At 45.1% G+C, this 25,035-nt stretch carries 21 protein-coding genes and 1 riboswitch; of the genes, 13 read left to right on the top strand and 8 right to left on the bottom strand.

Annotated elements, in window-relative coordinates:
• Nucleotides 1-55 precede the first annotated feature (55 nt).
• A complete protein-coding gene (locus NE671_RS14150; protein WP_173740591.1) occupies nucleotides 56-2,755 on the top strand; it encodes a GH36-type glycosyl hydrolase domain-containing protein in 2,700 nt (899 codons plus the stop codon).
• Nucleotides 2,756-2,892: 137 nt separating this feature from the next.
• Here NE671_RS14150 and NE671_RS14145 read toward each other — a convergent pair whose 3' ends face one another.
• A complete protein-coding gene (locus NE671_RS14145) occupies nucleotides 2,893-3,633 on the bottom strand; it encodes an AraC family transcriptional regulator (RefSeq protein ID WP_256164110.1) in 741 nt (246 codons plus the stop codon).
• A gap of 173 nt (nucleotides 3,634-3,806) precedes the next feature.
• On the opposite strand from NE671_RS14145, the gene NE671_RS14140 reads away from it, so the two are divergent.
• The 10 genes from NE671_RS14140 to NE671_RS14095 all read left to right on the top strand — a co-directional run bounded on the left by NE671_RS14140 (nucleotide 3,807) and on the right by NE671_RS14095 (nucleotide 16,741).
• Nucleotides 3,807-5,174, top strand: a complete 1,368-nt coding sequence (locus NE671_RS14140; protein WP_015526173.1) for an ABC transporter substrate-binding protein — start codon at nucleotides 3,807-3,809, stop codon at nucleotides 5,172-5,174.
• A gap of 72 nt (nucleotides 5,175-5,246) precedes the next feature.
• A complete protein-coding gene (locus tag NE671_RS14135; RefSeq protein WP_021652092.1) occupies nucleotides 5,247-6,200 on the top strand; it encodes a carbohydrate ABC transporter permease in 954 nt (317 codons plus the stop codon).
• Nucleotides 6,200-7,045: a carbohydrate ABC transporter permease gene (locus tag NE671_RS14130; RefSeq protein ID WP_044961860.1), complete on the top strand. Its 846-nt coding sequence runs from the start codon at nucleotides 6,200-6,202 to the stop codon at nucleotides 7,043-7,045. Before NE671_RS14135 ends, NE671_RS14130 begins: the two co-directional genes overlap by 1 nt.
• Before the next feature lie 20 nt (nucleotides 7,046-7,065).
• On the top strand, nucleotides 7,066-9,525 hold the full coding sequence (locus tag NE671_RS14125; RefSeq protein ID WP_059086723.1) for a glycoside hydrolase family 3 protein: 2,460 nt from the start codon (nucleotides 7,066-7,068) through the stop codon (nucleotides 9,523-9,525).
• A 153-nt stretch (nucleotides 9,526-9,678) separates the two neighbouring features.
• Nucleotides 9,679-11,280, top strand: coding sequence for an ATP-binding protein (locus NE671_RS14120; protein ID WP_059086724.1), 1,602 nt, complete (start codon nucleotides 9,679-9,681; stop codon nucleotides 11,278-11,280).
• 252 nt (nucleotides 11,281-11,532) lie between these two features.
• Nucleotides 11,533-12,267: a FadR/GntR family transcriptional regulator gene (locus NE671_RS14115; protein WP_015526167.1), complete on the top strand. Its 735-nt coding sequence runs from the start codon at nucleotides 11,533-11,535 to the stop codon at nucleotides 12,265-12,267.
• A gap of 357 nt (nucleotides 12,268-12,624) precedes the next feature.
• A complete protein-coding gene (locus tag NE671_RS14110; RefSeq protein WP_059086975.1) occupies nucleotides 12,625-13,755 on the top strand; it encodes an Ldh family oxidoreductase in 1,131 nt (376 codons plus the stop codon).
• Nucleotides 13,756-13,811: 56 nt separating this feature from the next.
• Nucleotides 13,812-14,987 (top strand): NAD(P)-dependent malic enzyme, encoded by a 1,176-nt coding sequence (locus NE671_RS14105; RefSeq protein ID WP_015526165.1) that lies wholly within the window; start codon nucleotides 13,812-13,814, stop codon nucleotides 14,985-14,987.
• Nucleotides 14,988-15,165: 178 nt separating this feature from the next.
• Nucleotides 15,166-16,224, top strand: a complete 1,059-nt coding sequence (gene hisC, locus NE671_RS14100) for a histidinol-phosphate transaminase (RefSeq protein ID WP_173740593.1) — start codon at nucleotides 15,166-15,168, stop codon at nucleotides 16,222-16,224.
• A 16-nt stretch (nucleotides 16,225-16,240) separates the two neighbouring features.
• Complete coding sequence (locus tag NE671_RS14095) at nucleotides 16,241-16,741, top strand: COG2426 family protein (RefSeq protein ID WP_059086725.1); 501 nt, start codon at nucleotides 16,241-16,243, stop codon at nucleotides 16,739-16,741.
• Between the two features lie 170 nt (nucleotides 16,742-16,911).
• Here the strand turns inward: NE671_RS14095 and NE671_RS14090 are convergent, their stop codons facing one another.
• The 7 genes from NE671_RS14090 to NE671_RS14060 are packed head-to-tail and all read right to left on the bottom strand — an operon-like array spanning nucleotide 16,912 to nucleotide 21,751.
• Nucleotides 16,912-17,973 carry a type IV pilus twitching motility protein PilT gene (locus NE671_RS14090; RefSeq protein WP_173740594.1) on the bottom strand — a complete coding sequence of 354 codons (1,062 nt, stop codon included), beginning with the start codon at nucleotides 17,971-17,973 and terminating at the stop codon, nucleotides 16,912-16,914.
• A gap of 4 nt (nucleotides 17,974-17,977) precedes the next feature.
• The gene (locus NE671_RS14085) at nucleotides 17,978-18,463 is read right to left on the bottom strand and encodes a hypothetical protein (protein ID WP_173740595.1); all 486 of its coding nucleotides are present in this window, start codon (nucleotides 18,461-18,463) and stop codon (nucleotides 17,978-17,980) included.
• Complete coding sequence (locus NE671_RS14080) at nucleotides 18,460-18,912, bottom strand: hypothetical protein (RefSeq protein WP_015526159.1); 453 nt, start codon at nucleotides 18,910-18,912, stop codon at nucleotides 18,460-18,462. Before NE671_RS14080 ends, NE671_RS14085 begins: the two co-directional genes overlap by 4 nt.
• Nucleotides 18,909-19,403, bottom strand: a complete 495-nt coding sequence (locus tag NE671_RS14075) for a DUF4860 domain-containing protein (protein WP_110102959.1) — start codon at nucleotides 19,401-19,403, stop codon at nucleotides 18,909-18,911. Before NE671_RS14075 ends, NE671_RS14080 begins: the two co-directional genes overlap by 4 nt.
• On the bottom strand, nucleotides 19,400-19,756 hold the full coding sequence (locus NE671_RS14070; protein WP_173740596.1) for a hypothetical protein: 357 nt from the start codon (nucleotides 19,754-19,756) through the stop codon (nucleotides 19,400-19,402). The genes NE671_RS14075 and NE671_RS14070 overlap by 4 nt, the downstream gene beginning before the upstream one ends.
• Nucleotides 19,757-19,768: 12 nt before the next feature.
• Nucleotides 19,769-20,812, bottom strand: a complete 1,044-nt coding sequence (locus NE671_RS14065; protein WP_173740597.1) for a type II secretion system F family protein — start codon at nucleotides 20,810-20,812, stop codon at nucleotides 19,769-19,771.
• Between the two features lie 21 nt (nucleotides 20,813-20,833).
• A complete protein-coding gene (locus tag NE671_RS14060; RefSeq protein ID WP_059086730.1) occupies nucleotides 20,834-21,751 on the bottom strand; it encodes a transglutaminase-like domain-containing protein in 918 nt (305 codons plus the stop codon).
• Between the two features lie 129 nt (nucleotides 21,752-21,880).
• Nucleotides 21,881-21,968: riboswitch (cyclic di-GMP riboswitch) on the top strand.
• A gap of 160 nt (nucleotides 21,969-22,128) precedes the next feature.
• Between NE671_RS14060 and NE671_RS14055 the strand changes: the two genes are divergently transcribed.
• Both NE671_RS14055 and rho read left to right on the top strand, forming a co-directional pair.
• Nucleotides 22,129-23,124: an anthrax toxin lethal factor-related metalloendopeptidase gene (locus tag NE671_RS14055; RefSeq protein WP_244095970.1), complete on the top strand. Its 996-nt coding sequence runs from the start codon at nucleotides 22,129-22,131 to the stop codon at nucleotides 23,122-23,124.
• A 250-nt stretch (nucleotides 23,125-23,374) separates the two neighbouring features.
• Complete coding sequence (gene rho, locus NE671_RS14050) at nucleotides 23,375-24,895, top strand: transcription termination factor Rho (RefSeq protein ID WP_021652109.1); 1,521 nt, start codon at nucleotides 23,375-23,377, stop codon at nucleotides 24,893-24,895.
• Nucleotides 24,896-25,035: the final 140 nt, after the last annotated feature.

Here is a 25,035-nt window from a genome sequence, read left to right as displayed (position 1 = left end):
CAAAGTAAAATGGAATATAAATACCGTTTTATTTTGGCAGGAAGGAGATCACAGAATGAAATATATAAAATTTCAGGATAAAAATGGAAGCTTTTCCATAGAAAATCCGGAGAATTACAGCGGTTTATATATACCTCTGGCCGGAGAAAACGGATTGAAATCCGCGATCACCTCTTCTCTGGGAGGAGACAGCAAACTGGATCAGAATCATTTTCTGCTGGAACCGGTAAGCATTGAGAATCTTCATAATAATCGAAACACCAGAAATTTCTGGTGCAAGATAAAAGGAAAAGGTTACTGGTCAGCATGCGGAGTTTCGGCAGAACAGGAATTTCAGAAATATACTGATAAACAGGATAAAAGCAGCCTGGAAGCCGGATTTATGTGGCAGAAGCTGCACAGAACTTCTGAGAAATACGGACTTCAGTCAGAGATTTTGTCTTTTGTGACAGTGAAAGGTGATGCGGAGGTCCATCTTGTAAAGATTACCAATATTGAAGAGGAAGAACAGGAGATCACACCGGTTGCTGTAATACCTGTATATGGAAGAAGTGCAGACAATCTCAGAGATCACAGGCATGTGACTTCCCTTTTGCACAGGATAAGAACAACGGAGTACGGTGTTGAAGTAAAACCGGTGCTTTCTTTTGATGAAAGAGGTCATCAGAAGAATAATACTGCATATTTTGTATATGGATCTGAAGGCGAGGGAACGGAACCGGAAAGCTTTTATCCTGATGTGGAAATGTTTATCGGAGAAGGCGGTTCTTTCCTGATTCCGGAGGTGGTCAGAGAAGAGAAAAAAGGTGTTCCGGCAGGGACAGAAATTGAAGGAAAGGAAGCTGTCGGTGGTATTCGTTTTGCATCCAGGGTTCTGAGACCACATGAAACAGCTGTATATGTTGTGACAGCGGGAATATCTGAAAAAAATCAGCTGCCGGAGGAGACTGCACGGTTTTACAGAACTGAAAAACAGGTTGCAAGAGAATTTGAACATGTAAAAAAACACTGGACAGAAAAAGTGAATGTTTCTTTTGAGACAGGTGATGAGGACAGAGATAATTATCTGAAATGGATCTGTTTCCAGCCGATATTAAGAAGAATTTACGGTTGTTCATTCCTCCCGTATCATGATTATGGAAAAGGTGGAAGAGGCTGGCGTGATCTCTGGCAGGACTGTCTGGCACTTCTGATCATGGAGCCTTCTGTTGTACGTCAGATGATCGTCGATAATTACGGTGGAGTACGCATCGATGGAACCAATGCCACGATCATCGGAAACAGACAGGGGGAATTTATCGCAGACCGCAACAACATTGCCCGCGTGTGGATGGATCATGCTTTCTGGCCATTTGTGACAACGAAGCTTTATATGGATCAGACCGGGGATATGAATGTCCTTTTTGAGAAGATTCCATATTTCAAGGATCTTCAGACAAAAAGAGGAACTGCGCATGATGAAAAATGGAGCAGTGCCTATGGAGAAAATCAGAAAACAGAATCCGGTGAGGTTTATTACGGAACGGTTCTGGAACACATTTTGCTGGAAAATCTCTGTGCTTTTTATGATGTAGGAGAGCACAACGAGATGAAACTTCACGGGGCAGACTGGAACGATGCCATGGATATGGCATGGGAAAATGGTGAGAGTGTGGCATTTACCTGTGCATATGCTGGAAATATGAAGAACATCGCAGAATATCTGAGAAAACTTCAGGAAAAGGAAATGTTTGACAGGATTGAAGTTGCGGAAGAAATGGAAATCCTGTTTACCGGAGACCGTGAGCTTTATGAAAGCCCGGAGAAAAAGCAGCAGATTCTGAGACAGTACACAGAAAAATGTGCACATGATATCAGCGGAAATACTATTGTGATCCGTCTGGACCAGCTTAGCCGGAATCTGGATGAAAAGGCAGATTGGATGATGGAAAACATCCGCAGAAGAGAATGGGTAAAAGACGGAGAAAACGGCTGGTTCAACGGATATTATGATGATCATAAACGTCCTGTGGAAAGGGCAGAAAGCAGCCAGGTACGTATGATGCTTACCAGTCAGGTATTTGCGATCATGAGTAAAACCGCACAGAAAGATCAGATTGAGTCTATCTGTAAAAGTGTGGATAAATATCTTTTTGACCGTCAGGCAGGAGGATATCGTCTGAATACCAATTTCCATGAAGAAAAATTTGATCTGGGAAGAATGTTCGGGTTTGCTTATGGAGAAAAGGAAAACGGAGCGGTATTTTCCCATATGGCTGTTATGTATGGCAATGCACTGTATAAAAACGGCTATGCAAAAGAAGGACATAAGGTTCTGGAAACGCTTCTGGACGCTGCCATGGATTTTGAGAACAGCAGGATGTATCCTGGAATTCCGGAATATTTTGATAATCAGGGAAGAGGATTGTATGCATATCTTACCGGTGCTGCAAGCTGGTATATGCTGACTATGATCACAGAGGTATTTGGCGTCAGAGGAGATCTTGGAGATCTGGTGATCGCGCCGGCACTGATGCCGGAGCAGTATAATGAGAATGGACAGGCATCTCTTACTATGGAATTTGCCGGAAGAAAGCTGGAGATCTGTATCTGCAATCCGGAGAAAAAACTTCCTTCAGAATATAAAATAAAAACAGTATGGTGTGATGAAAAGGAAATGAAAAACAAACAGAGTACCTGTGTACGTATAGAGCGGGAACTGCTCGAAAAGCTTTCTGTAAAAGAAACACACAGGATCAAAGTGGAACTGATGTAACAGAAATCGGTTATACATAATTGTTAAATTACAGAAACAGAAGTATCAATAGGAAAACGGCATCCCACAGTTGTAAAAAGCTGCGGGATGTCGTTTTTGATGCTGATAAAAAATATCAGCCATAATAATAAGGATGTTTACCACATGGATTTGTAATATTTGTCACGGTACTTCTTTGGGGTAAGGCCGGTGAAGTTTTCAAAGATCTGGATAAAATGACTCTGTGAAGAGAAATTCAGATAATTGGCGATATCAACTACTGCTTTATCAGAGTATCGGAGCAGGTGAGTGGCTTTTTCGATTTTTTTCTCGCGGATGTAATCACTTATGGATACTCCAAGATTCTGTTTGAATACTCTGGACAGATAACTGGGAGAGAGTCCGGTATGTTCTGACAGATCCTGAATGGTGATACGCTCTTTAATGTGACCGTAAATATAGTCCACACATTGCATGACCGGTCTGGAAAGAATAGAGCTTTTTTTCTGGAGGATCATTTTTCCGGTAAAATCTCTGGCCATAATATGATGCAGATCTGCAATCTGGCGTACAGTGGTGCAGGAATCCATTTTCAGAATGTAAAAATCGCTGAGACGATATGCCTGTTCAGGCTCCAGTCCACCGTCAATACAGTAACGGGTGAGCATGGCAGTAGTGACAACGAAATGATACTTCAGGTTGGTCAGAGGATTTTTGGAGAGGATACCGGTTCCCTTCAGATGAAGAAAAGAGTCTTCCTCGCATTTTTTGTTTACAGCTTCCATATCACCGGCTCTTACGGCATTGTAAAAAGAATATTCCACAGAGGGAGAGCGATGAAGAGCTTCCGGTTCTGTATCTTTCAGCTCATTAGTAATCCAGTCTTGGGAAATGGACATATTGATATCCTCCTTATATGTTGATGTTTAAGGAATGTGTTGTTTTTTTATATTATGACATGAATCTGACATTTTGTTAAGATTAATAATATAATCGCAGATAAAAAAATGGTATATTTTCATCATCAAAGGTAAAGCATCGGGGATGCTACAGAAAAAGGAGGATTTATACTATGAAAAAAAGAGCGGTATCTATGATCCTTGCAGCAGCAATGGTTTGTGGAATGATGGCAGCAAATGTAAGCTGTGTATCTGCAAAAGGATCGGATGAGGGAAAAGTGATCAATATTTATTCCTGGAATGATGAGTTCCGTCAGAGACTGGAAGCTATTTATCCGGAAGTAGAGTCCACTTCCAAAGATGGTACAGTTACAAAACTGAAAGATGGTACAGAGATCCACTGGATCGTAAATCCGAACCAGGATGGCGTATATCAGCAGAAACTGGATGAGGCACTTCTCAACCAGGCTGATGCAAGTGCAGATGATAAGGTAGACATGTTCCTTTCTGAGACAGATTATGTGTTCAAATATACAGACAAAGATGCAGATGTTGCAATGCCTCTTACTGATCTTGGCATTGATCCGGACAAGGATCTTGCAGATCAGTATGATTTCACGAAAACAACAGCTTCTGATGCGGATGGAGTACAGAGAGGCGCCACATGGCAGTGCTGCCCGGGTGTCCTTGTATATCGTCGTGACATTGCGAAAGATGTTTTCGGTACTGATGACCCGAAAGAAGTTGGCGAGAAGATGAAAGACTGGGATACAGCTAAAGAAACAGCAGCTCAGCTGAAAGAAAAAGGATATTATACATTTGCTTCTTATGCAGACACTTTTCGTTTATATGGAAACAGCATTGAGAATCCGTGGGTAGAGTCCGGTGATTCTGTGATCAAAGTAGATTCAAAGATCATGGACTGGGTAAAAGATTCCAAAGAGTGGCTGGATGCAGGTTATCTTAACAAAACTGTAAAAGGTCAGTGGAACGATGACTGGAACAAGGCAATGAGTTCTGAGTCCAAGGTATTCGCATTCCTCTTCCCGGCATGGGGTATCGACTTTACTCTGAAACCAAACTGGGATGGAGCAGAAGGTGACTGGGCTGTTACAAATCCTCCGCAGGAATACAACTGGGGTGGCTCTTACATTCAGGCTGCAACAGGAACAGATAATCCGGAACATGTCAAAGATATTATCCTGGCAATGACGGGAAATCAGGATAATCTTCTTAAGATTTCCAAAGAATACTCTGATTTTACAAATACAAAATCCGGTATGAAAGATGCAGCTACAAATGCAGATTTCGCATCTGATTTCCTTGGTGGACAGAACCCGTTTGAGTATTTTGCACCGGTTGCAGAGAATATCAAGATCGCACCGCTTTCCGCATATGACCAGGGTTGTGTAGAGCTGATCCAGAACGCTTTCAGTGATTACTTCCAGGGTAAAGTAGACTTTGACAAAGCAAAAGCCAACTTTGAGACAGCTATTCAGGAGCGTTATCCGGAGATCACAGAGATCCAGTGGCCGGAATAAATACCACATGAGGATAATTGTTGATGCTGCAGGATCTTTGGATCCTGCAGTTTGCTGGAAAGGAAGAGCATTATGAAGAAAAAGAGCGTTAATTACGGAAAATGGGGATACATATTTATTCTTCCGTTTTTTGTGATCTATTTTATCTTTTCGCTGATTCCGCTGTTTGATACAGTGAGATACAGCTTTTTTGAATATTTCCGTTCTGGAATCAAGCAGATTGGTCCTAATTTTATAGGACTTGCCAATTATGTCAGTCTTCTGCATTCTGACATGCTGAAATACGGACTGAATACACTGATCCTTTGGGTGATCGGATTTGTTCCGCAGATCGTTGTTGCACTGGTGCTTGCATGCTGGTTTACTGATGCCAGGCTGAAGCTTCATGGCAAGCAGTTTTTTAAGGTTGTAATTTATCTGCCGAACCTGATCATGGCATCAGCATTTGCACTTCTGTTTTTTACCATGTTTTCCACAAACGGACCTGTAAACTCCATTTTGTGTTCACTGGGCTGGATAAAGGAACCGATTGATTTTCTGGGCTCTGTTCTGGGAACAAGATCATTGGTAGGTTTCATGAATTTCCTGATGTGGTTCGGAAACACGACCATCATGCTGATGGCAGCAGTAATGGGAATCAGTATGGATGTTTTTGAAGCATCGGATCTGGACGGATGCAACAGCATTCAGCGTTTCTTCTATATTACGCTTCCACTGATTCGTCCGATTCTTTCCTATACTCTGATCACTTCCATCATCGGTGGCCTTCAGATGTTTGATGTACCGCAGATCCTCACAAACGGACAGGGTAATCCGGACAGAACATCCATGACACTGATTATGTTCCTGAACAGCCATCTGAAGAGCAAGAATTATGGTATGGCCGGAGCATTGTCTGTATACCTGTTTATTATCAGTGCAATCCTCTGCTTCTTTGTATATCGTATGACTAACGACAATGATCCGGACGGATCTAAGAAAGCAGCGAAAAAGAGAGCAAGAGCAGAAAGGAGAAAAACAAAATGATGAAAGATAAGACAGCCAGCAGGATCAGAAGTATCGTGGCACATGTGGTACTTATTATTCTTTCCTTTATGTGTCTCTTTTTCTTTTATGTACTGATCGTGAATGCGTCTCATTCTCATGCAGAGCTTCAGAAGGGATTTTCTGCTCTTCCTGGAAAATATTTCTGGAAAAACCTGATGAATGTTGCAAATGACGGAAGCTTTCCGATGTTCAGGGGAATTCTTAACAGTATTATCGTGTCCGGATGCAGTGCAGTATTATGTACATATTTTTCCTCACTGACAGCATATGGTCTTTATGCCTATGATTTCAAGGCAAGGAATGTAGCGTTTACATTTATCATGGCGATCCTCGTCATGCCGACACAGGTAACTGCAATGGGCTTCCTTCGTCTGATCACAAAGATGGGATTATATGATTCCCTGCTTCCGTTGATCATTCCGTCTGTTGCGTCACCGGCCGTATTCTATTTTATGTACAGCTATCTGCAGTCCTCACTGCCGATGTCGCTGGTAGAAGCAGCCAGAATTGACGGCTCCGGAGAATTCCGTACTTTCAACAGTATTGTCCTGCCAATCATGAAGCCGGCAATCGCTGTACAGGCGATTTTTACATTTGTAGGCTCCTGGAACAATTATTTCGTTCCTGCTCTGGTTATCCAGTCTAAAAGCAAGATGACTGTTCCAATCCTGATTGCAACACTTCGTGGAGCAGATTATATGAATTTTGATATGGGTAAGATTTACATGATGATCACAGTTGCCATTGTGCCGATCATTATCGTATATCTCCTTCTTTCCAAGTTTATCATCGCAGGAGTGACACTTGGAGGCGTAAAAGAATAACAAAAGGTAGCAGGTAAGATATGACAGTTAAGAAATGGAAACACAGCGGAACAAAGAAACACAGCATGTCAGACCGTGAAATACGAAACGGTCTTCTTTCGGAAAAAGTAGCAGAGGAGGGTATTGTACTGCTGAAAAATGATAAAAAAACACTCCCTCTGAATATTTCCACGAAAATAGGTTTATACGGCGCCGGTGCGGGAAAGACAGTGAAAGGCGGAACAGGTTCCGGTGATGTGAATAACAGAAGTAACATTTCTATTTATCAGGGATTGAAAGAAAACGGTATTCAGATCGTAAGCGAGAAATGGCTGGCCAATTATGAGTCAATATACGCAGAAGCACGCAGGGCATGGAAAGAAAAAATACTGGAAGAAGCAAAGTTTGTGGAAAATCCTTTTGATGCCTATGCGGAAAATCCCTTTGCAATGCCGGAAGGCCGTGCAGTCACAGCAGAAGATACTGTCGATGCCCAGACAGCAATCTATGTGGTAAGCAGGATTTCCGGTGAGGGAAAGGATAGGCGCAGGGTCGAGGGAGATTATTATCTGAGCAGACGGGAGCAGGAGGATATCCGGTTCCTTGATGCACAGAAGATTCCTATAGTACTTATCCTGAATTCCGGCGGTCCGGTAGAACTGACAGATATTCTGGAAGAAACAGAAAATATCTGTGCTGTCCTGAATATTTCCCAGCTTGGACAAAGAGGCGGACTTGCCCTCGCCAATGTCCTTCTGGGAAAGGTAACTCCAGGCGGCAAGCTGACTGCAACATGGGCCAGAAGGTATGAGGATTATCCGTGTGCAGAGGAATACAGCTATCTTAATGGCAAGCTTGAAAGAGAAGAGTACAAGGAAGGAATTTATACAGGATATCGTTATTTTGATACTTTTGGTGTAAAACCGCTGTTTCCGTTTGGATATGGACTTTCTTACACAGAAATGCAGATACGCTTCCATGGGATGAAAACATCAGGGGATGGCGTTGAAGTTGAAGCAGAGGTAACGAATACAGGAGAAACTTTTTCGGGAAAAGAGGTCGTGCAGGTCTATGTGTCTCTTCCACAGGATGAATCAGGGAAGGAATACCGTCGGCTGGCTGGCTTTGCAAAAACAAAACTTCTGAAGCCGGGGGAAAAAGAACTGCTGAAAATCGGGATCGACAGAAAGACACTGGCATATTTTTCCGAAGAGCAGCATGCCTGGATTGCTGAAAAAGGTTATTATGCTGTCTGGGTCGGAAACAGCATTGCATCGCTTACGCTGGCTGCAATGCTTGAAGTGCCGGAGAGTGTGATCCTGGATAAAACGAATATCCTTGAGAATCAGACTGATATTACTGAAGAAGTTTATGACCGCCAGAATCTTTCTGCCAGAACTCTGAAATGGAAAGAGAAGGCAGAGAATGAGAAGATTGGAAGATATATCTATTATCCTGAACCAGAGAAGAGAACAGAATGCACCTGCCAACCGGAAAATAAGATTCCTGCAAAGGATCTGCTCCCGCTGTTTTATGGAAATATTGCTGGAATCTCCAGTAATCTGGGGGCGGCAGGAATCCGTGTTCCTGGTTCTGCCGGTGAGACCACGGCTGCTCTTTATGAGCAATATGGTGTTTCCCCACTGATCATGGCCGATGGGCCGGCAGGACTGAGACTTCAGCAGAATTATGAAGTAGACAGAGAAACAGACACAGTATATGGAATCGGTGTCCTTGGATCTCTGGAAAACGGATACCTGAGAACAGATGAGACTCACGAAAACGCAGACAGATATTATCAGTTCTGTACGGCATTTCCGGTTGGAACTGCACTGGCTCAGACCTGGGATACTGCCCTTGTGGAAAAAGTTGGAATAGCAGTGGCAGAAGAAATGGAAGAATTCCACATAGATCTCTGGCTAGCACCTGGTCTAAATATTCAGAGAAACCCTCTGTGCGGCAGAAATTTTGAGTATTATTCCGAAGATCCGCTGCTTTCCGGAATCATGGCAGCAGCCATGACAAAAGGAGTGCAGAGCAGACCTGGCTGCGGTGTTACCGTTAAGCATTTTGCCTGCAACAATCAGGAAGATAATCGTATGGGCGTAGATGCACAGGTATCAGAACGTGCCCTGAGGGAAATTTACCTGCGTGGTTTTGAGATTGCAGTTAAAGAAAGCAGACCGGTGGCAATCATGTCTTCCTATAATTTACTGAATGGTGTCCATGCTGCAAACAGTGTTGATCTCTGTACAGCCATTGCCCGAAAAGAATGGGGATTTGACGGTGTGATCATGTCAGACTGGAATACAACGGTTCCGGAAGATGGAAGTATTCCGTGGAAATGCGTGACAGCAGGAAATGATATTATCATGCCTGGTAATGCAGCCGACGCAGAAAATATCCGAAAAGCTTTTGAAGACGGAAAGCTTTCGGAAGAAGTTGTCAGAATGTGTGCGGGACGTATTCTGAACCTGATACACACACTGACAGCAGAATAAAAAAAATATATAGTAGTGAAAAACTTGCCTGAATTCAATTTTCGATTTATCATTGGATTCAGGCATATTTTTTGCAGATGTCGCGCAAGGCAACCCGTTTTAGGCGGAGGATCCTGCAGGCAGTTTTTTATATGCCGTGAAAAGGAGAATACCATGAATATAAAACGAGCAAAGCAGGAGATCAGAGATTCCATAGAAGCATATCTTTCAAAGGACGAATTCGGTGAGTACCGGATCCCGGCGATCCGACAGAGACCGATCCTTCTTATGGGCCCTCCGGGAATCGGAAAGACACAGATTATGGAACAGATAGCAAGGGAATGCGGGATTGCTCTTGTTTCCTATACCATTACCCACCACACCAGGCAGAGTGCTGTGGGACTTCCTTTTATTGTAAAAAAGAATTATGGTGAGGAAGAATTTTCTGTCACGGAATATACCATGAGTGAGATCATTTCGTCCGTTTACGACAAAATGGAAAAAACAGGTCTGAAAGAAGGCATCCTGTTCATTGATGAGATCAACTGCGTATCTGAAACACTAGCGCCGATGATGCTGCAGTTCCTTCAGGGAAAAACCTTCGGAAACCAGAAGGTGCCGGAAGGCTGGGTGATCGTCACAGCAGGCAACCCGCCAGAATATAACAAATCCGTCCGGGAATTCGATGTGGTCACTCTGGACCGTATCAAGAAGATCGATGTGGAGGCAGACTTTGATGTATGGAAGGAATACGCCTATCAGCAGGGAATTCATCCGGCGGTGATCTCCTATCTGGAGCTTCGCAGAAAAAATTTCTACAGGGTGGAGAATACCGTAGACGGAAAAATCTTTGCCACAGCCAGAGGCTGGGAGGATCTTTCCCGTCTGATCCAGGTTTATGAGATCCTTGGAAAAACCGTAGACCGTGAGGTGGTCAGTCAGTACATTCAGCACAGGATGATCGCGAAGGATTTTGCAGGCTATCTGGCTCTTTATTATAAGTACAGAACGGACTATAAAGTGGAGGACATCCTGAAAGGAAAGTGGGATCCCATTACTCTGGGTAAGATCCGCACAGCCTCTCTGGACGAGCATTTGAGCATTGTAAGCCTTCTCAACGGAAAGCTCAGCGAGCTTTTTACAGAATGCTATCTTACCGATGCCTACCTCACGAAACTGTATGATTATATGGTGTACTTCAGAGAAAATCAGGACAGCCTCACAGCAAAAAATCTCATGGAAAAAGCAGAGGCGGATCTTGAAAAGGACAAAAAGAGTGAGCTTCTTACAAAACAGCAGGAGCGTATACAGAAACGTGTTGTGTCATTTTTTGAAAATGCGTCCGGATTGAAATCAACCTCGGGATCAATTGGATCGGAATCAACCGGATCAGATAAAACCGGATCAGGTTCAGAGCTGGCAGGAGGCGGAAGTGCCGCAGCAGAATCGGAAGTTCCATCATCAAACCGGAACTATGAGTTTGTGAAAGCCCTCTTTGAATCCGAAACCGAAGCCTACGAAAATCGAACCGATGAAATATCTCTTACTCTTCAGAACGTCTTCGACTTCATGGAAGCTGCTTTTGGGGACAGCCAGGAAATGGTGGCATTTATCACAGAACTGAATGCCAACTATTATAGTCTCTGGTTCATTCGGGAGAACGGTTCTGACCAGTATTACAGGCATAATAAAGGTCTTCTTTTTGACGACCGCCAGAAAATGCTTCTGGGCCAGATGGAGGAAGTGGAAAACATTCTCAATAATGGAATAAAATAATATGTCTTACCAATTTATTATTTACTATTGATTAAATTGGGGAATTATCGTATAATATTTACTATAAAAGTCCGGAAAATAGAGAGGGCAAATAGTCAAAATGCACAGACTGGCTGAATGGCTGCAGAGCGATCAGCTGTTGCAGAACTGCATGATGACTGAGAATGGTAAATATCCACTTGTCTATATTCCGGGATTTTTATGTAAAGGAAGGCAACACAATAATAAAGGAAGGCGGCCGAAACGGACGACATGTTTACAAAGATTACAGAAGAACGAGCATTTGACGGAATATTAGCGCAGATCATAGAAAATATCCGGCGGGGAGAACTGAAGCCGGGGGACACTTTACCTGCGGAACGTGTTATGGCAGAATCACTGGGAGTTTCCAGACCTGCTGTCCGTGAAGTCCTGCGGGCACTGGAGCTGATGGGAATTGTCACAACGGTCCGCGGCGGGGCCAACTATATTACCGAGAATATGGATCAGTGGCTTTCTGCACCACTGGCCCTTCTTTTTCAGCTGAATAACAGCCATGTACAGCAGGTACAGGAACTTCGTTCTGCGCTGGAGCAGGAGGCTGCGCTTCTTGCAGCCGGGAATTGTACGGAGAAGGATGCATTAGATCTGCGTTCCATCCTGGCACAGCTGGAGAGCTCAGAGGACGAGAAAGCCCGTGCAGGTCTTGATAAGAAGCTTCATACGAAGATTGGCAGGATCGCAGGGAATCCTATGATCTACAATGTCCTGGATGCGGCAGCGCAGCTGACTGAGGAGATCATTTCCGGCACCCGAGCCTATATTATGCAGAAACATAATTCCGCTCTGGAGGTGGATGAGCAGCACAGAAGGCTGGTGGAAGCCATTATTTCCGGAGACCGGAACCAGGCGGAGAAGCTGATGCGCGAACATATGGAAACCATTGAGAAATATATACTGGAGATTGCGCAGCAGCAGGGGGAGAACAGCCTTGTATTTCATCGCTGATCCACCTGAAAAAATTAAATAAAATTTCAGTAAAAATCCCGTTAATCTGGTAAGACCACTATTGATTTTGGTAAGACCGCGTGCTATAATAGGGACTGTATTGGTAATACCAAAAAAGTTTGATATTATGGCAGCATCCTGAAGGCTTCATGACGAGACAGCATAAGATGAGACAGCGTAAGTTGGGACAGCATGAGACTAGACAGCGTAAGGTAAGATAGCATGAGGCAGGACAGCATAAGACGAGACAGCACAGGATGAAGGTTACTGTACCCCTGCAGTATCGTATAAAATATGCTTCAGGCCACAGCGTGGGCGGTAACCTGCCGGAAATATCAGGAGAAAGGACTTGCGATTATGGGATATGTAAAATGGAGTTATGACACACTGAACCATTTCTGCGGAGACGTTTTTAAAGCGTTTGGCTTTTCTGAGGAAGAAGGAAGCATCATTAAAGATGTTCTTCTGACTGCTGATCTGTATGGGATCGAGAGCCACGGAATGCAGAGAATGGTTCGTTACCATAAAGGAATCGAGAAGGGGACTATTCATCCCCAGGCGAAACCGGAAGTTGTTTTTGAGACACCGATTTCTGCTGTGATAGACGGACATAATGGAATGGGCCAGCTGATCAGCCATTTTGCCATGGAAAAGGCAATTGAGAAGGCAAAGACAACTGGTGTGGGAATCGTAAGTGTACGAAATTCCAACCATTTCGGTATTGCAGGATATTATGCGAACATGGCCTGCCATGAAGGCCTTCTTGGAATGGCATGTACCAACTCCGAGGCGATCATGGTACCGACTTTTGGAAGAAAGGCTATGTTGGGCTCCAACCCGATCGCAGTCGCTATGCCTGCAGACCCGTATCCGTTTTTCTTTGACTGTTCCACAACAGTTGTAACCAGAGGTAAACTGGAAATGTATAATAAGATGGGCAAGCCTCTTCCGAATGGCTGGGCACTTGACAAAAACGGTCATGCCAGCAATAATGCACCGGATGTACTTGCAAACATCGTAGCCAAGAAGGGCGGCGGAATCATGCCTCTTGGTGGAAACGAGGAAGTCAGCGGAAGCCATAAGGGATATGGCTATGGAATGCTCTGTGAGCTGTTCAGCTCTATTCTTTCCATGGGCGTTACCTCCGATAAATGCTGTACATTCCCGGATAAGACCGGTATCTGCCATGGATTTATGGCGATTAACCCGGCGGCATTCGGAGATCCGGATGCGATCCGCAAGCATTTTTCAGAATATCTTGAGGCACTTCGGGAGAGTCCGAAGGCAGACGGTCAGGACAGGATCTATACACACGGCGAGAAAGAGGTAGCTGCTGAAAAAGACAGAAAAGAGAATGGCATTCCGGTCAACGACAATACCATGGTAGAGCTTGCTGATCTCTGCAGTTATCTGAAGCTTGATTTTGGCTCTTATTTTGAAGGCTATGAGCTTCCGAAGGACAGTAAATTCTTCAATGGTAATTATTAATTCAGGTAATCCTTTTGAAATGAAATATATCATAATTATCCAAGGAGGAAAAGAAAATGGATTATGCAAAAGAGTCATTAAGACTGCACGGAGATTGGAAAGGTAAGATCGAGGTTGTTACAAGAGTGCCGGTTGAGAATAAAGACGACCTTTCTCTTGCATATACACCAGGTGTAGCTCAGCCTTGCCTTGAGATCCAGAAAGATATCAATAAATCCTACGAGCTTACAAGAAGATGGAATATGTGTCTTGTTGTAACAGACGGTTCCGCAGTTCTTGGTCTTGGTGACATCGGACCGGAAGCCGGTATGCCTGTAATGGAAGGTAAATGTGTACTGTTCAAGGCATTCGGCGATGTAGATGCATTCCCGCTTTGCATTAAGAGCCATGATGTAGACGAGATCGTAAATACTATTTACATGATCTCCGGATCCTTCGGTGGTGTTAACCTTGAGGATATCTCCGCTCCGAGATGCTTTGAGATCGAGAAAAAACTGAAAGAGAAATGTGATATTCCGATCTTCCACGATGATCAGCACGGAACTGCAGTTATCACACTTGCAGGTCTGACAAACGCTCTGAAGGTTGTCGGAAAGAAGAAAGAGGATGTTCGTATCGTTATGAACGGTGCAGGTGCAGCTGCTATCTCTATCTGCAGACTTCTTCTGAAAGCAGGCTTCAAGGATGTTACACTCTGCGATAGAAAGGGTGCCATCTATGAGGGACGTACAGAAGGAATGAACCCGGTTAAGGAAGAGATGAGCAAGCTCACAAACCTTCAGAAGAAACAGGGATCTCTTGCAGAGATGCTGGTTGGCGCGGATGTATTTATCGGTGTTTCCGCTCCTGGAGCAGTTACAACAGAGATGGTTAAGACCATGAACAAAGATGCCATCATCTTCGCATGCGCAAACCCGACACCGGAGATCTTCCCGGATGACGCAAAAGCAGGCGGAGCAAAGGTTATCTCCACAGGAAGAAGTGACTTCCCGAACCAGATCAACAACGTTCTTGCATTCCCTGGAATCTTCCGTGGTGCATTTGATGTAAGAGCAAGTGATATCAACGATGAGATGAAGATCGCAGCTTCCAAGGCTCTTGCAGATCTGATCACAGATGAGGAGCTTTCTCCGGAGTATATCATTCCGAAGGCATTCGACAAGAGAGTCGGACCGGCTGTCGCAAAAGCAGTAGCAGAGGCAGCAAAAGCAACAGGCGTAGCACGTATCTGATCTTAAGCGCCTGATACGAACCAAAACAGCCCTTCATTAAGAAGAATATATCAGACACCCGTACTCTGTAACCCGGTACGGGTGTCTTTTTGTTTCCCAGCAGGTGGTATTACCCTTTGACAAATGTCCTCGCAGTGAGTACAATAGCAAAAGAATATGATAGGAGGTTAAGCACAGCATGAAACCATGGGAAGCTAATATACGAAAAGTAGTGCCGTATACTCCTGGCGAGCAGCCAAATGAGAGCGGCATGATCAAACTGAATACAAACGAGAATCCATATTCACCGGCTCCGGGTGTGGAGAAGGCGTTGAAGGCCCTTGATTCTGATACCCTGAGACTTTATCCGGATCCGACAGCAGGAGACCTGGTACACAGTATTGCCGCGTTCTACGGCCTGAAGGATGAGCAGGTATTTACAGGCGTTGGTTCCGATGACGTACTGGCTATGTGTTTTCTCACATTTTTTAATTCAGAGAAACCGATCCTGTTCCCGGACATCACTTATTCTTTCTATGATGTATGGGCAGATCTTTTAAGGATCCCATATGAGCGCCCGGCATTGGATGAGGAGTTCCATATCCGTAAGGAAGATTATTTCCGTGAAAACGGCGGAATCGTATTCCCTAATCCCAATGCACCGACCGGCGTGGAAATGCCTCTTTCTGAGATCGAGGAGATCGTGGCAAAGAATCCGGAGAGTATCGTGATCGTAGATGAGGCGTATGTGGATTTCGGAGCAGCATCCGCACTGCCGCTGATCGAAAAATATGATAATCTGCTTGTTGTGCAGACCTTCTCCAAGTCCAGATCCCTGGCAGGAATGCGTATCGGATATGCTTTCGGAAATCCGGAGCTGATCAAATATCTCAATGATGTGAAATATTCCTTTAACTCCTATACCATGGATCGTACTACTATCGCGGCTGGTGTAGCATCTATGGAGGATAAGGCATATTTTGAGGAATGCTGCCATAAGATCATTACAACAAGAGAGTGGACAAAGGCAGAGCTCAGGAAGCTTGGATTTTCCTTCCAGGATTCCAGATCCAACTTTATCTTTGCCACACATGAGAGCTGTCCGGCCAAAGAGCTTTTCGCAGCACTGAGGGAGAAACATATCTATGTAAGATATTTCCCGAAGGACAGGATCGACAATCATCTCCGTATCTCCATCGGTACCGATGAGGAGATGAAAAAGCTGGTAGAATTCCTGACGGAATATCTGCAGAAATAACAGTTAAGGAGGTACTATGGAAGTACTGGTACAATGGTTTTCACACCACCTTGCACAGTTTATCTCTCCCGAGGGAGCTGTGTTCATCATTTCTATGATCCCGATACTGGAGCTTCGAGGCGGCCTTCTGGCAGCTTCTTTGCTGAAGATATCGGCTGCGAAGGCACTGCCGATCTGTATCGTGGGAAATATTATTCCGATTCCGTTTATCCTGCTTTTTATCCGGCAGATCTTTAAATGGATGAAAAAAACAAAGACGTTCAGAGGTCTGATCACAAAGCTGGAAAACAGAGCTATGGGAAAGAGTGACCAGATCAAGAGATATGAATTTCTTGGACTTTTGCTGTTTGTGGGAATCCCTCTTCCGGGCACAGGAGCCTGGACAGGTGCACTGATCGCCTCTCTTCTTGAGGTGGATATCAAAAAATCCTCCATTGCGATCCTGTGCGGACTTTTTATGGCAAGTGCCATTATGTATATTGTTTCTTATGGAATTGTAGGAAATGTAGTGCATTGATCGATCGCAGAGAAGGAATGTCTTTTTGATCGAGATCGGATTGAAAATAAAGAAATCCCTTACCGGATCTGTAAAATGATATGTGTTCTGTATTCCGGAAACATATCAGAGATCGGCAAGGGATTTTTTTGTGTTTTTAAATATCAGGCAGAGGTATACCGAGAAGATCCTTACATAAGTCTGCGCTTCAGCATGTCTGCGTTTAAAGCGTATTTCAGAGCTGTATCCTTGGTGATACGGCCTTTTTTATATAATTCCAGAAGGCTCTGGTCCATAGAACGCATCTGCTCCTGACCGGATGTGGAGATCACGCCTTCGATCTGGTGTACTTTATTGTCGCGGATCATATTGCGGATGGCAGGAGTCAGGCGCATGATCTCGAAAACAGGAATGTTGCGTCCGTCCACATCTGGGATCAGCTGCTGGGAGATCACAGCCTGAAGGACCATGGAAAGCTGGAGGGCGATCTGATGCTGCTGGGATGGCTCAAACACGTCCATGATGCGTTCGATGGTGTTGGCTGCTCCCAGAGTATGCAGGCTGGAAAGGACAAGATGACCGGTTTCCGCAGCGGTCATGGCAGTCTGGATGGTTTCATGATCACGCATCTCTCCAAGAAGGATCACATCTGGGCTCTGGCGTAGTGTGGCACGAAGAGAAGTCAGATAGCTTTCGGTGTCGGTACAGATCTCGCGCTGGCTGACGATACAGCGATCATGGCGGTGGAGATATTCCAGAGGATCCTCCAGAGTGATGATGTGGCCTTCCCGGGTATGGTTGATCCTGTCGATCAGACAGGCCATGGTAGTGGATTTACCGCTTCCGGCAGAACCGGTAACAAGGACCATGCCACGGGTATATTCGGAGATGTTCATCACATCCTCGGGAATGGAAAGCTCTGCAGGATCCGGCAGCCGGAAGGCAATCACGCGGATCACGGCAGCCAGGGAACCACGCTGCTTGTAGGCATTGACACGAAATCTGGAAACACCGGGAATGGAAAAAGAAAAGTCATCATCACCGGTTTCCATAAGACGGGATATATCGCGGTTTTCCGCAAGGCCGTAAATGGTGCGGAGTAAATTTTCTGTCTGATCAGGCATCAGCCTGTCACCACGGTCCAAAAGATGACCGTCGATCTTTTCTGCCAGGGGGCGGCCTGCGATGATAAAGATATCAGAGACACGCCGGTTGGCAGCTTCTGCTAAAAATTCAGGAATAGGGGTATCCATAGGTTTATTCTCCTTTAAATACATTCTGGTGGTTGTCAGGTTGCCAGGATCCGGTAAGCTCTGTGTTCCATTGCAGGATCTGATAAGCGGAAGAGCTTTTTTTCTGCGGGTAAAAAATCTCAAGCACTACAGAAAGCTGTTGTGTCTCGGAAATTCCAACGGAAAAGGAAAGGGTGTGGCTGTGGGAATCCCAGCTGAGATCGTCTCTTGTGTCCGCAAGCTTTTGTATCATGGAAAAATATCTGGTCTCATCGGAAGCTTTTTCCCTGTATTGCTCCAGATCATCACGGATTTCTGAAACGGTTTCTGTGGCGTTTGCGCAGCCGGTGTAATAATTTTCGGTCTGTTCCATAGAATGTCTGGCTGTGTTAAGACTGGATCTGGAGCTTCCAAGAGTAAGCAGAGCAAGTACACAGAGACACAGCACAGAGAAGATAAGAAACAGGGAAGGAATGCCGACAGTTACAAAAAACGTATGCTTCTGTTTCAATGTACAGCCTCCCTTCTGTAGTCATCGACAGGAAAACGCAGGGTGATCCGGTAAAGCTCACTGCAGTTGGAAAGCTGCCGGAAAGAAAGCTCGCCGGATTTTTCTGAAGAAGAAATATCTGTTTCCAGGATCATTTCACAGGCGGCTTCTCCGGAAGAGCAGCTCTGCCAGTTACGGTCATAATACCAGATCAGGTTGGTGTTCTTTTTGATGCCCCCCGGAAGCAGGGAGAGGAACTGTTCATCGGTTCCGTCAGTGCCTTCCAGTATCTCGCCCACGGAGGTTGTGAGAGCCTGGATCTGGTTCCACTGTTCTGCCTGGAGCCGGTTTTTCCGTGCTGCCGCGAAGATCTGGATGCAGGCAGCTGAGGAAAGTGACAGAAACAAAAGGGCAAGGATCATTTCCATCAGAAAAAGGCTGGTACCGGAATTATGTCTTGATTCTTTCATGATGCCTCCTTTTTGCCAGTGCGATGAAGCAGGAATTCCGAGCGGACTCCCGTGGTACTTTCCAGGGAAAAGTGGTAAAAACCATTTTCCATTTCCGAAAACCGGAAATCGGAAAGCTGTGAGATGACGGTTCCTGCATCGGAACTGGCCTGAGAGCCTTTTGCAGTGAAAAGCTCCATCAGACTGTCATTCTTCAGGTAAATATACGTGATATATTCTTTTCCTTTGATATCATCCCGGAAACAAAGGGCAGGAATATCATCCAGGGAACCGGAAAAGATCTCATCGCCGCGGTCGTGCTGCCGGAATTTGGTAGTCAGATAAGTTGCTGCGGTCCCAAGCTCGGAATCGGAGTCAGTCTGTTTCACAGTCTGCTGGTAAATCCGGGCGGAAAATAGCAGCATCAGTATAAGGAACAGAACAAAAACACCGAAAAGAAGAAGCGAAAAAAGAGAAGAAACGGAATGTCCGGTGTTCTTCCGGTGATTCATGAGGCATTCCCTCCTTTCGCACTGCCGGACAGAGCGATCACGCTGATAGACGGCAGGAGATTGGAACCGTTAGGAACATACTCTACTACGAATTTAGTTTTGTCATAAGTGATATGATAATCCAAGAGAAGCTGGGACAGGCTTTCGGGATATGTGCCTGTGAGGGCATAGGTGCGGATGGCACCGTTTTTCAGTGCCTGTTCCAGAGCATCCTGTTCTTTGTATACGGCCTGGTCGGAGGTGCTGCTGACACCTGCCACAAACAAGGTGCAGGATAAAACCAGAAGCAGCGCCGGAAAGAGAAGAAAAAATGCTCTGAGAAATTTTGTTCTGCGGCTTTCAAAAAGTTCCATGTGGTCACCACCTTACATTGCAAAATCTGAGAGGATCCCCAGAAGCGGCATCATGACGGATAAAAGGACCAGCCCCACAAGAAGAGACAGCAGGATCACGATGGTAGGCTCCACAATGGAGACTGCCTGTGAGATCAGCTCTATAGATCTTTCGGTGTACTGCCGGGAAAGCCTGCGGAAGGTTTCGTCACTGGAACCGGAATAGAAGGATATCGTGATGAGACGGCCTTCCATGCCGCCGAACAGACCGGATTCTGTAAGAGCCCTGGAAAAAGTTTCTCCGCTATCCAGGATAGAGGAAGCCTTCCGGAGTCTTTCGAGTATCACCGGCTGTGAGATCAGATCCTTTGTAAGCTCCAGGCTGGTTTCCGGGGAAAGTCCGCTCCGAAGCCCCAGGGAAAGGCCCTGGGTCAGACGACTGTAATCCATGGCAACCGGGATCTCACGGAAAAACGGGAGATGGATGACTATTTTTCGCAGCTGGCTGTGACCATTTTCCGTAAGACTGAAAAACAGGATGCAGCCAATGAGGGCTACGGCGAGGATCAGAAAAACAGAGGAATACCGGCTGATCACGTTGCCTGCATTCAGAAGTCCACGGGAAACCCCGTTCATTTCCAGTCCCATCTGGTTAAATACCTGTTGAAATACCGGCAGGACTTTTATCAGAAGGACCAGGATCACAACAGCCATCATGCCAAGCATGAGCAGCGGGTAAGTGACTGCAGACCGTATCTGTCCTGAGATTTCTTCCTCCTGTTCATAGTGGGAACTGAGACTTTCCATGATCTCATCCAGGCAGCCGGTTTCCTCACCGGTTCGGACATAGGCGGTCATGGATGTGGGAAAGATCCCGGATTCGTCAAGAGCCCGGGAAAGAGAACCGTTTTCTTCCACGGAACGGATCAGGGGTGTGAGGATCTGCCGGTCTGCATCGGTCTTGCTTTCGTCACAGAGGATGTGAAGTCCTTCAGCGGTGGATATGCCGGAATGCAGAAGCATTCCCATCTGCCCGCAGAAACTGGATAATTCCCGGGCTGTCAGTTTGTTTTTCATAATAAGGTCTCCTTTAGTGGGTCAGCGTGTGAACTGTACCGTATAATTGCTTTCATCACCGATATATTCCTGGATCGCTTCATCACCATCACTGTTGGCGTCAAAGGTGGGATCCATCAGCTTCCAGGTGTCGCCGTCAAAAGATACTGCCTTTGTCACCCAGCCTCTGCCACGGATATAAACATCGATCCATGCATGCTTTACATCACCGGAATAGCCGATCTGAAGCTTGCAGGGAATGTCCTGGCTGCGGAGCATTGCAGTAGTCAGTGCAGCGTAATCAAAACAGATCCCCGTGCCGGTGCTTAAAGTATCATCTACATCAGGAAGATAACCGGCTTCGACAGAATCAGCTTTGTCATAATCGTAGGAAATATGACTGGTAACATATGTATAGAAGGTTTTCAGGATGTCGATATCGGTCATGTCTTCTTTGACAAGAGAGGCTGCCAGTTTGCAGGCTTCACTTTTGGAAGAAAAGTCCACGTACTGGTTTGGATACAGAAACGGAAGAAACTCATTCTGAAGCTTTATTGTGAGCGTTTCCGTGTAAAGGGCGGCATACTGGTTTCCATCAACCTGCTGATAGCAGGTGATGAGATACTCACCGGAGCCTTCGGAAAAAGGAAGTACCGTCTGTTCATCAGGTTCCAGAAAATAGGAATAGACCACACCGGAGGGAGCAGTAAGCTGAATGTTCATGCGGGAATCATCGGAATCGGATTCTGCAGTCAGATACCCCTGATCCTGATTGGAAATATCCAGGATCAGAGGGGAACTGCCCAGTGTTTTTTTGCCGGGGGCCTCCGGGGTGAGGACTCTGGCCGGAGAATATACCGGAGGTTCTTCATCGGAGGAAGGAGAATTTCCACAGCCTGCCAGCAGGATTCCGAAAAGCAGCCATACAAAAAAGAGACGGACTGGTAAAAATTTTGACATTGTTTCCGTTCTCCTGTTATATCATGCTTTCTTTTTGAACAGTATAGCAGATTCCGTGAAAAAAAGACAGGAGTAGAGCTCAAAATGCAGTGGAAAATGTTGACATTTCAGGGAAAAAAACATATACTCTATATATAAAGGCAAACCTGTTGAAAGACAGGGACGCAAAGCCATGGGTCTAAGGTCCGAAGGATGACTATGACAGCCGGTTGCCGCATTAAATTCCGATTTAATGACGTATTCAGATAACATCTATGAACAAGAATTTGTGTGTTAATGCGGCCGTTTATTTCGTTAGAATAAGCGGCTTTTTTGATGCCTAAAATCCGGTTTAGGTTGGAAACTGAAACGTCGGCTTTCAGAAAGGTGTGAATGATATGAAAAGAACAGATATCCGTAAAATTTTTACAGGCAGGAAAAAAGCTTTAGCAGGATGCCTTGCAGCTGTTATTGTACTGGCAGGTGGCTTTAATGTCTGGCAGTCGTCACAGGTTCCGGAATTTCCGGATTTTACAGATCCGGTAGTGGAGACTACCATCACAGAGGACGACACTCCACTTGCTTCAAAACCGAAGGTGACTACCAAAACGACTTCAAATACCAAGACAACCAGAAAAAAAGTTAAGCTGAAAAAAGCGGCGACTAAGACTTATACCAAGAAGCTTCCGACTACCAATAAGAAGAGTACGACCACAAAGAAAACAAACAGAAATACAACCGTAAAAACATTAAAGACAGTTAAGACTGCAACAACACAGAAATACACAAAGAAATCAAAAACAGCCGTTCAGACACGGAAAGTAACTACAACCATTCAGACGACCACAACAGTCATGGCGGCTTCAGCTACTGCCGGCAAAGCGAATGCAGCTTCCACAAAAAAAGTAGAAAGCATCAACATGGACAGCAAATATTCAGTAAGCAATATTGCTTCCATTGCACCGAAGATGGACAGCAGGGTGCTCAAAGCCTACAAGAAGCTTGGATTTACTGTAACGATCGATCCGTCTGTTAACTACGGAGGCTGCTTTAACGCACATTCAAGAAGCATCATCCTTCGTTTTGAGAATGAGACAATCTACCATGAACTGGGACATTTCCTTGCTTTTGTTGCGGGAAACGTAGACAGAACAAGTGATTTTGCCGCAGTTTATAACAGCGAAAAATCCAAATTTACAGGTATCAACAGAAGCTATGCAACGCAGAACAGTTCAGAATATTTTGCAGAATCAGTGCTTGAGTATGTAACAAGTCCGTCAACACTTAAGAGACAGAGACCAAAAACGTATGCAGCGATCGTGGCGGCTCTGAATAAAATTACTGATGAACGTATCCAGAGGGTCATGGATATATACGGACCGTTCTGGAGCTAAAAAAGAAGCATACAGGAACGTTGGATCTGTCCGGGAAGAGATCTCCCGGGCAGATTTTTTCTTTTTTGTGAGAAAAGTATAAAAAAAATGTCGATAAATATTTCTTGCAATAGACTCTATAAGGTGTGTATAATGAAACATAAGCTGAAAACACGCTTTCATTCAAAAAAAGTGCAGCCATGTCAGGTTGTATCTGATTCCATAAACAACAAATATATAATTTATCAGATTTAAGAATAGAGGATTTAATATGAGAGAAAAGTATGAATCATTATCTCTGGCGGTGCTGAAGGATCTGGCAAAGGCGAGAGGGATGAAGGGAATTTCTACTCTGAGAAAACCGGCACTGATTGAGCGGATGCTGGAGGAGGACGCCAAAGAGTCCGACAGAGGAAATCCCGAAGAAGTACACAAAAGTACACCGGCAGAAAATACTGTAAAAGAAAAAAGCTATGATTCGGAAAAAACAGAATATCGTACCCGTCCGGCAGGGGAAGGACTTCAGGAGCAGCGGAAGGAATATCGTAGTGATAAGAATGAGCAGGAACACAGAAGCACAAATATCCGCAGAGAGTACAACCGTGAATATAACCGGGAAGCTACAAGGGAGAACGGGAATGTTCCGTCAGAATCCACCCAGCTGGACAGTGGTGAAAAGGCTAACGGGATCCTGGAGGTCCTTCCGGATGGATATGGCTTTATCCGATGTGAGAATTATATGCCGGGTGAGAACGACATTTATGTTTCTCCTTCCCAGATCCGCCGCTTTAATTTAAAGACAGGTGATATCATCCAGGGAAATATCCGCATCAAGACCCAGGGAGAGAAGTTCAGTGCCCTTCTCTACGTATCTTCCATTAACGGTTTCCATCCGAGTGAGGGACAGAGACGGTATAATTTTGAAGATATGACACCGATCTTTCCGAATGAGAGACTTGTCATGGAGCGTGCAGGCGGTACAACGGCCATGCGTATCGTGGATCTGATCAGTCCTATCGGAAAGGGCCAGCGAGGAATGATCGTATCTCCGCCAAAGGCAGGTAAGACAACCCTTCTGAAAGACGTTGCCAAGTCTATCCTCAGGAATAACAGAGATATGCATCTGATCATTCTTCTGATCGATGAGCGTCCTGAGGAGGTTACCGATATCAGAGAGGCGATCCAGGGACCGAATGTGGAAGTGATCTATTCTACATTTGATGAACTTCCGGAACATCATAAGAGAGTTTCCGAGATGGTTGTGGAGCGTGCGCGCCGTCTTGTAGAGCATAAACAGGATGTGATTATTCTTCTGGATTCGATCACACGACTTGCCAGAGCCTATAATCTGATCATCCCGCCAAGCGGAAGAACCTTATCCGGTGGTCTTGACCCGGCGGCTCTCCATATGCCCAAAAGATTTTTTGGCGCAGCCCGTAATATGCGCGAGGGCGGAAGCCTGACGATTCTGGCAACCGCACTTGTGGATACTGGAAGCAAGATGGACGATGTTATTTATGAGGAGTTCAAGGGAACCGGTAATATGGAGCTTGTCCTGGATCGTAAATTACAGGAGAAACGGGTATTCCCGGCCATTGATATCCAGAAATCCGGAACCAGAAGAGAGGATCTGCTTCTCAGCAAGGATGAACAGGAAGCGGTTTATATTATGCGAAAAGCTCTTAACGGAATGAAAGCGGATGAGGCAGTAGAACAGATCCTGAATACCTTTGCCAGAACCAGGAACAATGCAGAACTGGTACAGACTGTAAAGAAACAGAAATTTTTATAAAGTCCTTGCATTTTACGGAAAGCTATGTTATACTTAGCAAGCTGTTTAAAATGGAATTCGTCAATTGAATACGAATAATATTAAATATAGGTAATTGCGAAACTCGCGGTGCTCGTTCGTAACCTTGAACCAAAACAAGG

It is taken from the genome of Blautia sp. DFI.9.10 (assembly GCF_024461705.1).
GTDB classification, from domain to species: domain Bacteria; phylum Bacillota; class Clostridia; order Lachnospirales; family Lachnospiraceae; genus Blautia_A; species Blautia_A fusiformis.
Note: the sequence above shows the minus strand (reverse complement) of the source record. Positions and strands in the feature narration are given on the sequence as shown.

Excerpts from the sequence above, each read along its gene's own strand:
- NE671_RS14150 (WP_173740591.1), top strand. The coding sequence starts at position 56 with ATGAAATATATAAAATTTCAGGATAAAAATGGAAGCTTTTCCATAGAA.
- NE671_RS14145 (WP_256164110.1), bottom strand. The coding sequence starts at position 3,633 with ATGTCCATTTCCCAAGACTGGATTACTAATGAGCTGAAAGATACAGAA.
- NE671_RS14140 (WP_015526173.1), top strand. The coding sequence starts at position 3,807 with ATGAAAAAAAGAGCGGTATCTATGATCCTTGCAGCAGCAATGGTTTGT.
- NE671_RS14135 (WP_021652092.1), top strand. The coding sequence starts at position 5,247 with ATGAAGAAAAAGAGCGTTAATTACGGAAAATGGGGATACATATTTATT.
- NE671_RS14130 (WP_044961860.1), top strand. The coding sequence starts at position 6,200 with ATGAAAGATAAGACAGCCAGCAGGATCAGAAGTATCGTGGCACATGTG.
- NE671_RS14125 (WP_059086723.1), top strand. The coding sequence starts at position 7,066 with ATGACAGTTAAGAAATGGAAACACAGCGGAACAAAGAAACACAGCATG.
- NE671_RS14120 (WP_059086724.1), top strand. The coding sequence starts at position 9,679 with ATGAATATAAAACGAGCAAAGCAGGAGATCAGAGATTCCATAGAAGCA.
- NE671_RS14115 (WP_015526167.1), top strand. The coding sequence starts at position 11,533 with ATGTTTACAAAGATTACAGAAGAACGAGCATTTGACGGAATATTAGCG.
- NE671_RS14110 (WP_059086975.1), top strand. The coding sequence starts at position 12,625 with ATGGGATATGTAAAATGGAGTTATGACACACTGAACCATTTCTGCGGA.
- NE671_RS14105 (WP_015526165.1), top strand. The coding sequence starts at position 13,812 with ATGGATTATGCAAAAGAGTCATTAAGACTGCACGGAGATTGGAAAGGT.
- hisC (WP_173740593.1), top strand. The coding sequence starts at position 15,166 with ATGAAACCATGGGAAGCTAATATACGAAAAGTAGTGCCGTATACTCCT.
- NE671_RS14095 (WP_059086725.1), top strand. The coding sequence starts at position 16,241 with ATGGAAGTACTGGTACAATGGTTTTCACACCACCTTGCACAGTTTATC.
- NE671_RS14090 (WP_173740594.1), bottom strand. The coding sequence starts at position 17,973 with ATGGATACCCCTATTCCTGAATTTTTAGCAGAAGCTGCCAACCGGCGT.
- NE671_RS14080 (WP_015526159.1), bottom strand. The coding sequence starts at position 18,912 with ATGAAAGAATCAAGACATAATTCCGGTACCAGCCTTTTTCTGATGGAA.
- NE671_RS14075 (WP_110102959.1), bottom strand. The coding sequence starts at position 19,403 with ATGAATCACCGGAAGAACACCGGACATTCCGTTTCTTCTCTTTTTTCG.
- NE671_RS14070 (WP_173740596.1), bottom strand. The coding sequence starts at position 19,756 with ATGGAACTTTTTGAAAGCCGCAGAACAAAATTTCTCAGAGCATTTTTT.
- NE671_RS14065 (WP_173740597.1), bottom strand. The coding sequence starts at position 20,812 with ATGAAAAACAAACTGACAGCCCGGGAATTATCCAGTTTCTGCGGGCAG.
- NE671_RS14060 (WP_059086730.1), bottom strand. The coding sequence starts at position 21,751 with ATGTCAAAATTTTTACCAGTCCGTCTCTTTTTTGTATGGCTGCTTTTC.
- NE671_RS14055 (WP_244095970.1), top strand. The coding sequence starts at position 22,129 with ATGAAAAGAACAGATATCCGTAAAATTTTTACAGGCAGGAAAAAAGCT.
- rho (WP_021652109.1), top strand. The coding sequence starts at position 23,375 with ATGAGAGAAAAGTATGAATCATTATCTCTGGCGGTGCTGAAGGATCTG.